Source organism: Alkalibacillus almallahensis (assembly GCF_011761495.1).
Lineage (GTDB): Bacteria > Bacillota > Bacilli > Bacillales > Alkalibacillaceae > Alkalibacillus > Alkalibacillus almallahensis.
Window position 1 is genome coordinate 68041 of the sequence record NZ_JAASRU010000003.1, and the last position, 12824, is coordinate 80864.

Here is a 12824-nt window from a genome sequence, read left to right on the forward strand (position 1 = left end):
AAAGCAGCTTACCATCGAGTTAAGCCGTTTTTCCAGCGAGTGAGTGCTGATTATCAGCGAGTTAGGATCATTTCCTGAGGGAGTTACTACAACACAAAAAAGCGAGATCCTTAAAATAAGAATCTCGCTTTTCATTCAAAATCATGATAAGAAGATTGCGCCATATGATAAAGCGCCAAGGATCACAAACGCGGGGTGAATATGCCAGCGTTCAAGAGCAAAGAAGCTGAGGGCAATTAATATCATGGTTTGCACGAGCCCTGCGCCTTCATATGACGTAGTAAAAAATTGAAAGGCTAATACACCTAGTAAAATAGCAATGGCAGGCCTGATTAAAGTCGTCATCCGCTTCACTTTCGGCGAGTTTTTAAATCGCATGAGTAATTTCAGCAAAATAATCATCGCCACGAGTGACGGAAGAACCGTTGCAGTAATGGCAACGATCGCACCGAAAACGCCTCCGACTTCATAACCGATATAGCCGGCCATCTTCGTCGCGATCGGGCCTGGTAACGCATTGCCGAGTGCCAACACTTCACCGAATTCAGGCGTTGTCATCCATCCATAGCGCTGGACGACTTCGTATTCGATAAGCGGAATGGAGGCAGGGCCGCCACCATAACCGACCACCCCAGGGATTAAAAATGCTAAAAATAAGTGCCAATACTCGATCATGACGCGTCACCTTCTTTCGCCTTAGATGACGGGGACTTCTTAACTAACGCATAAATAATTAGAGCTGCAATTAAAATCGCAGGATGCAGTCCAATCAGTTCAAATGCTATTAAACTGACAACACTTAAGCCTATGACCACAGGCCAACCTAAGTCACCCTGCGAACGGCGTAAGAAATTATATGCCAACATAAATAACATCACACCAACAACTGGTGCAATCGCGTTGGTCATCCCCTGCACAACAGGAGAATCACGGTAATTAATCAACACACTGATCAGCGCAATCATAATCAAAACAGTTGGTAATACGGTCGCAGCTAGAGCTGTCGTAAGTCCGACATAGCCACCGATACGGTAACCGATATAACCAGCCATTTTGGTCATAATTGGTCCTGGTAGCGAATTACCAATCGCTAGAATATCTGAGAATTCTTCATCACTGAGCCAGCCATAAGTGTCGACAACCTCTTTATGAACGAGTGGAATTGTCGCTGGTCCACCGCCATATCCTAACATCCCAGCCCTAAAAAAGCTGATGAAGATATCTTTTTGTAAAGCAAATCCCACTCTTGTCTCCCCTTTCTAAATTCAAAAATGACAGAATTATTATTCATTGGACTATAGTATGACATATTGCGACGTTTCTTTTATAATTAAAATAAGTAATCTTAACTAAAGCGTGGTGCTATAATGAAATTAACCGATACTGATTTTAAAATTTTAAATATACTTAGTGACAATGGTCGCATGTCCTATGTTGACTTAGCCAAAGAGCTTGGCTTATCTCGTGTTGCCGTTCGCGATCGGATTAATCAAATGCAAGAAGCTGGGATTATCGAAAAATTCAGCGTCGTGATCAACTCAGAGAAAGTCGGTAAAGGAGTTTCCGCTTTCTTTAACGTCGACTGTGAGCCAAACTCACTCGTTTATGTCGCAGAAAAACTAGCCGACCATCCCAATGTGGCAAGCTGTTATCAAATGACGGGGCCAAGCACCTTGCATACCCATGTCCTTGTCGAAGACTTTCAGGCATTAGAGAAATTTATCAACGAAGAGCTTTACGCATTAGAAGGCATTACCCGCGTCGAAAGTCATATTCTCTTGCGTCGCTTCAAAAGTCGCACAGGTCTCAAATTATAATCATTCAAAAACAGGCTGACTGCTCAGCCTGTTTTTTCTTTACCATGCAGCGACGTCACCATCTGTTCGTGGTTCCGTTCCACCTGCTAAGACACCTGTTTCTGGATCGCGCCAAATAATTTGACCGCGTCCGAACTCATATGGATAGAGCGTTTTCTGAATCTGATGTCCTTTTCGCTGAAGCGCTTGGGCAATATGATCTGGGAATGTCGGCTCAACTTTAACCGTCTTCCCTTCTGCCCACTGCCACCTCGGTGCATCGAGTGCTGCTTGTGGGTTCAAATGAAAATCGACTGTATTCATGACCACCTGCGCGTGACCCTGAGGTTGCATGAAACCACCCATCACACCAAATGGCCCGACTGGTTGATCCCCTTTTGATAAAAAGCCTGGAATGATCGTATGGAAGGTCTGCTTACCTGGCTTAAGCACATTGGTATGATTTTCATCAAGCGAGAAGGTATGCCCCCGATTTTGCATCGCAATGCCTGTTCCAGGAATGACGACACCTGATCCGAAGCCCATATAATTACTCTGAATAAACGAGACCATGTTGCCTTCGCTATCAGCCGTTGATAAATAAACCGTTCCACCACGCGGCGGTTCACCCGCTTCAGGCTGTAACGCTTCATCACCTATCATTGCACGGCGTTGTTCCGCATACTCATCAGATAGTAGATCCTCAACAGACACATTCATGTGATCTTGTTGCGTAATATATTCTAACCCGTCTGAAAACGCAAGCTTCATCGCTTCGATTTGTTTGTGATACGTATCAACACTGTCTTTTTCATTAAAATCATAGCCTTTTAGCATATTAAGCGCAATTAACGCGATTAACCCTTGGCCATTCGGCGGAATTTCCCACAAGTCATAACCACGATAATTCACTTTAATCGGATCGACCCACTCTGGTTTATAGCCAGCGAGATCTTCTTTCGTCAAATAACCATCATGCTGCTTGAAAAAGTCATCGATTTGATCCGCTAATTCCCCGCGATAAAAGGATTCAGCTTTTGTTTCAGCAATTTTGCGCAAAGTATCGGCGTGACCTTGTGACGACCACATGTCTCCTGCTTCTGGCGCTCGTCCATCAGGTGCGAAGGTTTCAAACCAATGTTTATAAATATCATCTTGGAACGTTTTCGTAAACTTATTATACGCCGCCTTCCAATGAAACGCTAAAGTCGGCGATAACGGATAACCCTGTTCAGCATATGTAATCGCAGGCTCCATCACATCTGTTAATGGCAATTTCCCGAACTTCTCCGATAATTCTGCCCACGCAGCTGGTGTTCCTGGTACAGTCACAGGCACTTTGCCAAAAGTCGGTATCTCATCATAACCCGCTTCTTTTAACTGATCGACAGATATATTTTGCGGTGCATAACCACTTGCGTTTAGACCGTGAATCTTACCATCAACCCAAACAAGCGCAAACGCATCGGAGCCGATTCCATTCGATGTCGGCTCTAGAACCGTAAGTGCAGCCGCTGTCGCAATCGCTGCATCAATCGCGTTACCACCTTGTTTTAATATATCGCGCCCAACCTCTGCTGCTAACGGCTGAGACGTTGCGACCATCCCATTTCTCCCGTAGACCACATTTCGGCGTGACCCATATGGATAATATTGCGCATCATAATCTACCATTTTGTCTCTATCTCCCTTCAAACAACTAACAATGATTAAACATTTTTATTAATCCTACCACATTTAGTTGTTATAATCGAGTGTTTATAAGACAAAAATGATAGATTGACTAAAAAAGACGAGCAGCCGTAGCCACTCGTCTTAACTCACCTTCGCACAATCTTGATTACAATACGACAACTCATTTTCTTTCATACGACAGCGCGCACATAACGGCTTGCGACACGACCCGCATTTAGCAACCGCCTTCTTCTCACAATAGCGACATCTTTCCATAAACACCCTCCATCATATCGTTTCCCACCATGATATGAAGGGCGCTCGACGTTTATGCTTCTGATTTCTGACGATCAGCAAAAACGGCCATTGCCTCGCTCATAAACTGCGCTAAACCATCACCGAACTGGTCGATGTTCTTTTGAAAACGTTCATCTTGCACATACATCATCCCTAGACCTTTAAACATGTCTGGAGTATAAGTTGCAAAATGATGATTCAAAAAGTCATACCATTCTTTAATCCCATCCTGCGCTAGTTTAGAGGCTGGATCTTCATGTCTGATCGCAGCTAATTCACGGTAAATCTCATTCATCTGCTCCTGCTGATCTTCACCCATCTGCATCGCATTTGCTTGAGCTTCATCAACTTTCGCATCACCCCAACGTTCACGCGCCTCAGCTTCGTAAGGATTGTGACTGAAATCAAATCCCTTAAATTTATCATCATTCGCCATAGGTACACCCCCTTCTTGTGCACGAATCGTTTCATCCACCGTCTGTAACATTTGATCGAGTTGATCCCGTTTGTCGATCAACATTTTTCGGTGGAGCTTCAAAGCTTCGAGTTGGTCATAATCTGGATTGTGGATGATTTCCTTAATATCTTGTAATGAAAAGCCTAATGTCTTAAAAAATAAAATATGCTGAAGCACCGTTAAATCCTCATCATGATAATCACGGTAGCCTGTATCCGGATCCTTTTCAGGCGTTAACAAGCCAATCTCATCATAATGATGAAGCGTGCGCACACTAATCCCGACTAATTCTGCAACGTCCTGTACTTTCAATCTGACCAACTCCTTCACTAGAAGCATAATCCCTCACGTAACGTTAAAGTCAACACCATTTTAGTGGATAAATAGTGGAAAACTGTGTATAGACTTGGGAAAAATCCACTTAATTTGTGTATAAATTCGGGATAAACTTTTATTTTTTGTGGAAAACACTATGTAAACGCTCACTTATGCACATTTGTACACACTTTCTTGTGTATAGTGTGAAGTTTTCCACAAACTAACAGTGGAAAACTAGCCAGTTATGCACAGTGGCGGACTTTTAATTTCTTTATGTACACTGATAGTTGTGGATTATCGATGGAAAAAGGTGCATTGGCGATGGTATTTCAATCAGACTCGATGGTAAGTTGTGAATAGTTGATGGTAAATCCTCCTTGTCGATGATATTTCACCCGAACTCGATGGAAAGTTGTGCACAGTCGATGATAATCCCTAAAATCGCGCCGATAAAAAATGACACCTCCCTAATCACACGACTAAGGAGATGCACATAATTCTCTATTTAAAAACTTTCTGCGGTAAATAAGCGGACACAAGGTAATTCGGCACATCGACGATTTCACTAATCTTCAAGTCAACAGCTACACTCGATAATGTGTAAGCATCAACATCGCTCAAGCCATATGTTTCCCCAAGATGTTCGATCATGTATTCAACTGCTTTTTTCGAAGCTGTCATTAAATCATCGCTATGGCCCGTTGTCACGTAGTACCCTTGCTCATCCAAATCGGTCGTTAGCGGACCAGGCGTGATAAAGCGAGGTTCTTGAATGGATTTTCCTTTATGGAGCTTGAACTTAAGTTGAATTTCCATCGGGGCCTCAATCGCGGTGCCACACACTTCTCCGTCCCCTTGCGCAGCATGAGTGTCACCGACTGAAAATAAAGCACCTGCTACCCAGACTGGTAGTAATAATCGCGTGCCCTTCGTTAAATGACGAATATCCATATTGCCACCATTGTGACGCGGTGGCACTAAACTATGCGGACCCGTTTCAGGCAGTGCCACACCAATCGTCCCAGGAAACGGCTTCGTCGGAATTTCAATGCCATCTGTAAACTGAGCCGTTTGCTGGCCACTTAAATCCCATATTTTCAAATGAGGATCTGGAAATTGATCGCTTAACAAACCGAAACCTGGGATAACCGCCGTCCATCCCCAACTCATCGTCCCGAAATGCTCAATCTCAACTTCTAACGTATCACCTGGCTCAGCACCTTCAATGTAAATTGGCCCTGTCACAGGATTCACCTTGCTGAAATCCATATTCGCGACATCTTGAGCCGTCGATTTCGCTGACAATTGACCACCAGATGCATCATGAACCTCAAAATGCACACTTTCTCCCGGTTTCACCGATTGAATCGGCTCGATACTATTATCCCAAACTGTGTGGTGACTGTGTTTATGAATCGTATGTTGATGATGATGCATCGAATCACTCCTTTTCCAAGCATCATAGCATAAATTGATCAGAATTTTTAGTGAATAATTCTGAAAATTATTTAGGATGAAAATTTATCAGCGCCGTTTATGTATATCAGCCACTTATCCAAAATAGTAGCCGTTATTTTTGCTTGATCAGCGCCCTGAGAGATTTACCGACGAGTTCTGATTTATATCGGCGCCTCACAAAATATAACAGCGCCATATTAAATATATCAGCGACTTGCCGCAATATATCGGCGACCCCGTCGTCATAAGGAGGAACACCCCTTCTCAAGCACATCATTTGGCTAAAGCATCGATTTCACATACAATTGCAAGGTAACTTATTAAGCATAACAAGGAGGGTACGGCCCTATGAAAGCCGTTCGAATACACAATTACGGTGGGCAGGAACAGCTCATTGAAGAAAATATTGAAAAACCGAGACCAGCTTCAGGTCAGGTCATCGTCAAACAGCACGCAACTTCTATTAACCCGATAGACTGGAAGCTTCGTGCAGGCTATTTACAAGATATGGTCCCATTCGAATTTCCTGTGATTTTAGGTTGGGATACAGCAGGTGTCGTTGATGAAGTGGCAGACGATGTGACTGATTTCGAAATTGGCGACCGTGTCTTTGCGCGCCCAGAACTAACGGATCAAGGAACGTACGCGGAATACACACCAGTCGATGCTCATTTACTTGCGCATATTCCTGAAAACCTCACTTACCAAGAAGCTGCAGGTGTACCCCTTACAACGATGACAGCTTGGCAATGTCTATACGATTTCGCTGACATTCAACCAGGTGACAAAGTCCTCATTCACGCTGGTGCTGGCGGCGTTGGTACGATGGCGATTCAACTAGCCAAAGTAACAGGCGCAAAAGTCGTCACAACCGCAAGCACACACAACGTTGAATTCCTTTATTCACTCGGTGCTGATAAAGTCATTGACTATAAAAAACAAGACTTCGACGACGAATTAGAAGATGTCGATTTCGTACTTGATACACTTGGCGGCGAGATTCAAGAACGTAGCTATAAAGTGTTAAAGGATGGCGGTCTACTCGCTTCTGTCGCAGCACCACCTGACCAAGAACAAGCTGAAGCACACGGGGTCAAAGCAGGCTTTGTTTGGTTAGAACCTGTTGGTGAACAAATGCGCGCAATCGCAAAACTGCTTGAAGAGGAGAAAATTAAGCCAATCGTTGGTCATCAATACCCTCTATCTGAACAAGGCATTCGCGACGCCCATGCATTAAGCGAAACCCATCATGCTAAAGGCAAAATCATTATTGATATCGATTAAACGAAAAGCTGGATGAGCGCACTCATCCAGCTTTTTTATTGATCTAAAAATTCTCTTAACGACGACGCCAAGTACTCCACATCATGATAACCTTGATTATAAAGCGCCGTTAACTTTTGTTTATTTCGCTCGACCCTGCCAACATCTGGTGCACGTGACGGACTAATCACAAATACATTGCCCTTTGCTTCCTGTTCATAAATATAATCGAGCGTTTCATTATAGACATGATGCCTGCGGTCCAACGCTTCAAGTAACCCAGGGTAATCCCGATACTTTCGCCTGATCCATCTACGAAAGGATTGCGGTTTTTTATAGTATCCTCGTTCCTTTGTAAGCACAATGACATGTTTCGTATTCCCATCACGCTCCGATTGTGTCAGTGGAATCGGATCCGCAATTCCACCATCCATTAAATAACGTCCTTCAAACTCAACGACAGGCGCGACTAACGGTAGAGAACTCGATGCTCTCAGCAACGTGACCATATCATCAGGATAATCCGACTTCTGGTAATACAACGCTTCACCCGTCATACAATCCGTCACACCGACAACAAAATCTTCTGTCGCCTGATCAAACGTCTGATAATCAAACGGCGCCAATTCATTCGGCAACGTATCAAACAAAAAATCCATTCCGAACAATTGCCGTTTTCGAACCAAATTCCGAAGCGACAAATAATCCGGATGATCAACAAAATCAATATTCACTTGCCGGTTCCGATCCAACTGCCTCGCCACATAAGACGAGCCATTACAAGCCCCTGCTGATACGCCAATCGTATACGGTAAATACCAATCCTGCTCCATCATATAACGCAACACGCCAGCCGAATAAACCCCGCGACTGCCGCCACCTTCTAACACTAATCCTGTTTGTTTCATCGTATCCCTCGTTCTATTCAAAACTAACTATTATTTTACCATATAAAAAAACACACAGACCAAATGGCATATGTGTGTTCGTAAAGCAAATTAAAAATTAAAATCAAGATTATTGTTTATACATTTATAACTTTATGTAACACTGTTAATTAAGCTAAATTAAACATTATAAAATCCTTGTCAGAATAACGAACGTTTAGGTTAAGGAGTTGACCACCCATGCCAACTTGCCAACTTGCCAACGCTGTTTCGAAACATGGACTTTTAAGGACACAATGAAACGTGCATTTGTATTAGACACACGCTTGACTTGCCCTTACTGTGATGGCACACAATTTATATCAAAGGAAACGCATAGACGATTTGGGGTGGCCGGATCATTCGTCCCAATTCCTATGTTGCTTCCTTTGCTCTTTAATATATCATTTTGGTGGGTGTTTGTTATATGGGCGCTTTTAATCCCATCTTACTTCATCGCTTATTGTTCATTGATGACTTTTTCGAATGAGGAACAGAATATCATTTAATCAAATGTTCCAAGTTTCAGTAAAACGGCATCACAGAACTAGCTAACATCCAAACACACAACCCTACTAACCCGACAACAACGACGTTTTCAACTAGCGATCCGGTTCTAAAAGACAAGATAAACTTGAACTTCTTCTGACTAAGTGGATAAAGTAGTGGCACGCCTTGCTTCGTTAAGAAGTCACCGAAAATATGCGATACAACACCGATTAAAAATCCGTATTGCAGCGTTTCTGATATACCAAAAGATGTTTGTAGCATCGTTAAGGCAACACCTACGAGAACCACAAAAACTAAAGAATGCGTCCACGTTCGGTGTGACGTTAACATAAGTAAAATGAGTCCCATTCCGATTAATAAAAAACTCGTACGTTGTTCTGTAAAAACGCTTAACATCTCAGGACGCCAGATGGCCCCTATAACGATTAAAGCTAGCACTCCAGCGAAAATCGGATACACATAACGTCCTAATTTTGATTGTTTGGAGTCAACGTCGGGTAATAAAGCGCCTATTAAAACGACCGCTAAAAATAATAACGTCTCAGGTACGCCATTTAACTCGAGCGGTAACCATCTCTCAAATGTAATCGCAGCCACTCCCCAGGTTAACCCCATGGCTTGATGCCCTTTTGCCATCATGATGTCTCGATCCTTTCTTGTTGTGAATGACGTTTATCATCATACCAACTCTCCCGCATTCAGCGCCATCAGCCTTTAGACACAAAAAATCCTCCCCACTTTAAAAGCAGGAAGGATATCTGTCGTTACTTATCTTTATGATTTAGACATTTCTTTCGTCTTGTCAAATTCATCTTGAATTTCTTGTGACGGTCCACGACCTATTAAGCTAATACCAACAGCTACAATCGTCGCAAACAAGAATCCTGGCACTAACGAATACAAGCCATCAAACGGATCGAATTGATCCCAAGTTAAGACAGTCACCGCGCCGACAATAATACCAGCTAAGGCGCCGTTACGCGTTAAGCGTTTCCAGAATAAACTGAGGACCACAATTGGACCGAACGAAGCACCGAATCCGGCCCAGGCGTTCGCCACGAGATCGAGTACGCGGCTTTCGTCGTCACTCGCGATAATTAAGGCAATTAACGCGATCACAATAACTGAGATACGCGCGACCCAGATTAACTCTTTATTAGAGGCATTTTTGCGGAAGAAGCCTTTATAAAAGTCTTCAGCCACAGCTGATGATGACACAAGTAACTGGGAGTCAACCGTACTCATAATAGCCGCTAAAATCGCTGCTAGTAGCACACCTGCCACAACAGGATGCGTTAATAGTTGAGTCATGGCAATAAAGACTGCTTCTTCATTAGCTAGCATCAACATACTGCCATCCATTGATGCTTCAATTCCACGATTAGCTAATTCTGATTGCACTGCTTCTGTTCCAATATAAGCAAAACCTGCAATCCCCACAAAAATCGCACCAAATAATGAGAAGACCATCCAACTCATACCGATTAAACGTGCGGTTGGCACATCTTTATGCGTCCGAATCGCCATGAAACGTGCTAGAATATGAGGTTGACCGAAGTAACCCAGCCCCCAAGCAAGTGAGGAAATAATAGCAAGCGTACTTACGCCCTGAATCATATTCAAGTGGCTTCCTTCTGATAATTCACCTACAACTCTTATTGTTTCACTCCAGCCACCTAATTCGGAAATGGCGACAAAAGGTAAGACAATTAAGGCTAAGAACATGAGAATTCCTTGAATGAAGTCCGTCCAACTTACCGCAATAAAGCCACCTAAGAACGTATAAGCGATAATGACTAATCCACCAATGAGTAACGCGACCATATAGTCATACCCAAATGTATTGCTGAATAAGACAGCGCCACCGACTAAACCGGAAGCTACATAAACCGTGAAGAAAATCAAAATAACAGCTGCTGAAGCACTACGTAATAAACGTGAGTTATCACGAAAACGCTTCTCTAGAAAGTCTGGCAATGTGATCGCATCATTAGACACTTCAGTATAAATACGCAAACGTTTCGCGATAAACTGCCAGTTCAAATATGCTCCAATGGTTAAACCAACAGCAAGCCATGCACTTCCAAAACCACCTAAATAAATGGCCCCTGGTAAACCGAGAATCAGCCAACTACTCATATCCGATGCACCAGCACTCAATGCGGCTACACCTGGGCCTAACTTACGGCCACCCAAGAAGTAGTCTGATAGATTATTCGTTAAACGATAACCAATGATACCAAGCACCAACATCCCAACGAGATAAATAATAAACGTCGTTAAAGTAGCTGTACCCATTATGATTTGTCACGTCCTTTCACCCATGAAATGAACGATAGAACAACGACTAGTAGCATTGGTACAAATAGCCAGAAATACGTACCTAATGAAATGCTGTACTCCATCCAATCTCCCCCTTAATTTAATAGTAGTTCAAATACAACGAAACCAATAATCACATAAATGAATACGGCGATCACAATCAATAGATAGGAGTAACCACTCTTCTTACTTTGGACAACATCTTTCAAAACGTATGTCACCAAAGCCGCGAAGCCAAATACGACAATTAAGATGACCATTTCGTTAATGATGAACATCAGAAACGCCTCCTAAACGAAGCTCCTTTGTTCCATCATATCAATAGTTATCATGTGAACGCTAATACATTTTATGATTATTTAAGCGGTTTCATGTTTATACATCTTTAATTCGACAAAAGTTTGCTTTTACCTGCAAAAGTTGGCCATCATCTGAATAATTAGTTATACCCATTTTAATATAAACAAACTTCAATACAACAACCCTAGTTTGAAGCCAAGAAAACTTATCAAAAAAATGGCAACTAGAGTAATTATTAAAGGCAACCTTAGTACGCTTACTTCAACTCAAATGAATTTTAGGGCCTTATAATCACTTTCTCTAATTATAATTATAACTATTAAAATATTTTTCACTTTACAAACAAATGTTTATGTTTTAAACTTTTGTTATAGATGGTGAAACGCTTTCATTTTTTAGGAGGTGAGTCCATGGATAAAGAGGAACAGATTCTACAAATCATACGATTCAATCCATACATTACCCAACAGGAACTTGCTGATCAGATTGGGCTATCACGTCCAGCTGTTGCCAATTATATTAAGCGGCTGATTGAAGCCGGGCGCATTAAAGGACGTGCCTATGTCCTTAATGATGAACAAACGATTGCTTGTGTCGGGGGTGCTAATGTTGATCGTAAAGCCCACGCGTTACAAGCAGTACGGCTACAGTCATCAAACCCTGTAAAAACCGAGGAATCATTAGGTGGTGTCGCTCGTAATGTTGCCGAAAACTTAGCCCGCTTAAACCTAAGACCTGGCTTGACCACTGTTGTCGGACAGGACAAAGAAGGCGAATGGTTGCGTGATTCATCTTTCAAGCTTGGCATTGATACGCAAATGATGATGACCTTATCTCAAGAGCGAACAGGAACATACAGTGCTTTCCTTGATCCTAGGGGTGAACTCGTTGTCTCAATGGCTGACATGGCGATTTATGATGCGTTAACGAAACAGCTTATTCAGCAAAAATGGTCCCATATAAAACAAGCCAATGCGATTTTTCTTGATACGAATATTGCTGCTGATGCCTTACAAGAAGTCATTGAACAATCAGCTAAACAGCAATTAACGGTTTTTGTTGACCCAGTATCTTCGATTAAGGCTGAAAAACTACCCAAAGATCTAATAGGCGTACACACAATCTTGCCTAATCAAGAGGAAGCTGAAACCTTATCAGGTGTCACGATTAATCAAGAACAAGATTACGCGGTAGCTTGCCAGAAGTTGCTTGACCAAGGTGTCCAACAGGTTGTCTTAACCTTAGGCGCTAAAGGTATTTATTACTATAACCAAGAGGAATCAGGTTTTATCGAAGCATTACCCGTAGATGTTAAGGATGTCACAGGGGCTGGTGATGCCTTTACTTCAGGTGTGATTTACGGAGCAACACAACAAATGTCACTCAGTGAATCTTGTCGTTTTGGACTTGGTTGCGCGACTGTCACCTTAGAGTCAGAACAGTCTTGTGCAGAAGATTTATCCGTCGAAACGGTCTATACAAAATTAAAGGAGTTGAATTAAG

Annotated in this window: 13 protein-coding genes; 4 read left to right on the plus strand and 9 right to left on the minus strand. The window is 42.6% G+C overall.

What is annotated here, in order from left to right; all coding sequences use genetic code 11:
- Nucleotides 1-141: 141 nt before the first annotated feature.
- Both FHR85_RS03780 and FHR85_RS03785 read right to left on the minus strand, forming a co-directional pair.
- Nucleotides 142-675, minus strand: coding sequence for a chromate transporter (locus FHR85_RS03780; RefSeq protein WP_167261260.1), 534 nt, complete (start codon nt 673-675; stop codon nt 142-144).
- The gene (locus tag FHR85_RS03785) at nt 672-1244 is read right to left on the minus strand and encodes a chromate transporter (RefSeq protein WP_167261262.1); all 573 of its coding nucleotides are present in this window, start codon (nt 1242-1244) and stop codon (nt 672-674) included. The genes FHR85_RS03780 and FHR85_RS03785 overlap by 4 nt, the downstream gene beginning before the upstream one ends.
- A 123-nt stretch (nt 1245-1367) precedes the next feature.
- Between FHR85_RS03785 and FHR85_RS03790 the strand changes: the two genes are divergently transcribed.
- A complete protein-coding gene (locus FHR85_RS03790) occupies nt 1368-1817 on the plus strand; it encodes an Lrp/AsnC family transcriptional regulator (protein ID WP_167261264.1) in 450 nt (149 codons plus the stop codon).
- A 39-nt stretch (nt 1818-1856) separates the two neighbouring features.
- Here the strand turns inward: FHR85_RS03790 and ggt are convergent, their stop codons facing one another.
- The 3 genes from ggt to FHR85_RS03805 all read right to left on the minus strand — a co-directional run bounded on the left by ggt (nt 1857) and on the right by FHR85_RS03805 (nt 5979).
- Nucleotides 1857-3470 carry a gamma-glutamyltransferase gene (gene ggt, locus FHR85_RS03795; RefSeq protein ID WP_167261266.1) on the minus strand — a complete coding sequence of 538 codons (1614 nt, stop codon included), beginning with the start codon at nt 3468-3470 and terminating at the stop codon, nt 1857-1859.
- A 328-nt stretch (nt 3471-3798) separates the two neighbouring features.
- Nucleotides 3799-4563, minus strand: a complete 765-nt coding sequence (locus FHR85_RS03800) for a MerR family transcriptional regulator (protein ID WP_167261268.1) — start codon at nt 4561-4563, stop codon at nt 3799-3801.
- Between the two features lie 480 nt (nt 4564-5043).
- Nucleotides 5044-5979 carry an acetamidase/formamidase family protein gene (locus tag FHR85_RS03805; RefSeq protein WP_167261270.1) on the minus strand — a complete coding sequence of 312 codons (936 nt, stop codon included), beginning with the start codon at nt 5977-5979 and terminating at the stop codon, nt 5044-5046.
- Between the two features lie 369 nt (nt 5980-6348).
- Here FHR85_RS03805 and FHR85_RS03810 point away from each other — a divergent pair, with 369 nt between their 5' ends.
- Nucleotides 6349-7284 carry an NADP-dependent oxidoreductase gene (locus FHR85_RS03810; RefSeq protein WP_167261272.1) on the plus strand — a complete coding sequence of 312 codons (936 nt, stop codon included), beginning with the start codon at nt 6349-6351 and terminating at the stop codon, nt 7282-7284.
- A 35-nt stretch (nt 7285-7319) separates the two neighbouring features.
- Here the strand turns inward: FHR85_RS03810 and FHR85_RS03815 are convergent, their stop codons facing one another.
- Nucleotides 7320-8171, minus strand: a complete 852-nt coding sequence (locus tag FHR85_RS03815; RefSeq protein ID WP_167261274.1) for a patatin-like phospholipase family protein — start codon at nt 8169-8171, stop codon at nt 7320-7322.
- Nucleotides 8172-8398: 227 nt separating this feature from the next.
- Between FHR85_RS03815 and FHR85_RS03820 the strand changes: the two genes are divergently transcribed.
- The gene (locus FHR85_RS03820; protein WP_167261533.1) at nt 8399-8698 is read left to right on the plus strand and encodes a TIGR04104 family putative zinc finger protein; all 300 of its coding nucleotides are present in this window, start codon (nt 8399-8401) and stop codon (nt 8696-8698) included.
- A gap of 16 nt (nt 8699-8714) precedes the next feature.
- Here the strand turns inward: FHR85_RS03820 and FHR85_RS03825 are convergent, their stop codons facing one another.
- The 3 genes from FHR85_RS03825 to FHR85_RS03835 form a co-directional block, all read right to left on the minus strand.
- Nucleotides 8715-9338, minus strand: coding sequence for a metal-dependent hydrolase (locus FHR85_RS03825; protein ID WP_167261276.1), 624 nt, complete (start codon nt 9336-9338; stop codon nt 8715-8717).
- 135 nt (nt 9339-9473) lie between these two features.
- Entirely contained in the window at nt 9474-10997 is a 1524-nt protein-coding gene (gene putP / locus FHR85_RS03830) for a sodium/proline symporter PutP (RefSeq protein WP_167261278.1), read from the minus strand.
- A gap of 119 nt (nt 10998-11116) precedes the next feature.
- Complete coding sequence (locus FHR85_RS03835) at nt 11117-11299, minus strand: hypothetical protein (protein ID WP_167261280.1); 183 nt, start codon at nt 11297-11299, stop codon at nt 11117-11119.
- A 432-nt stretch (nt 11300-11731) separates the two neighbouring features.
- Between FHR85_RS03835 and FHR85_RS03840 the strand changes: the two genes are divergently transcribed.
- Entirely contained in the window at nt 11732-12823 is a 1092-nt protein-coding gene (locus tag FHR85_RS03840) for a carbohydrate kinase (protein WP_167261282.1), read from the plus strand.
- Nucleotide 12824 lies beyond the last annotated feature (1 nt).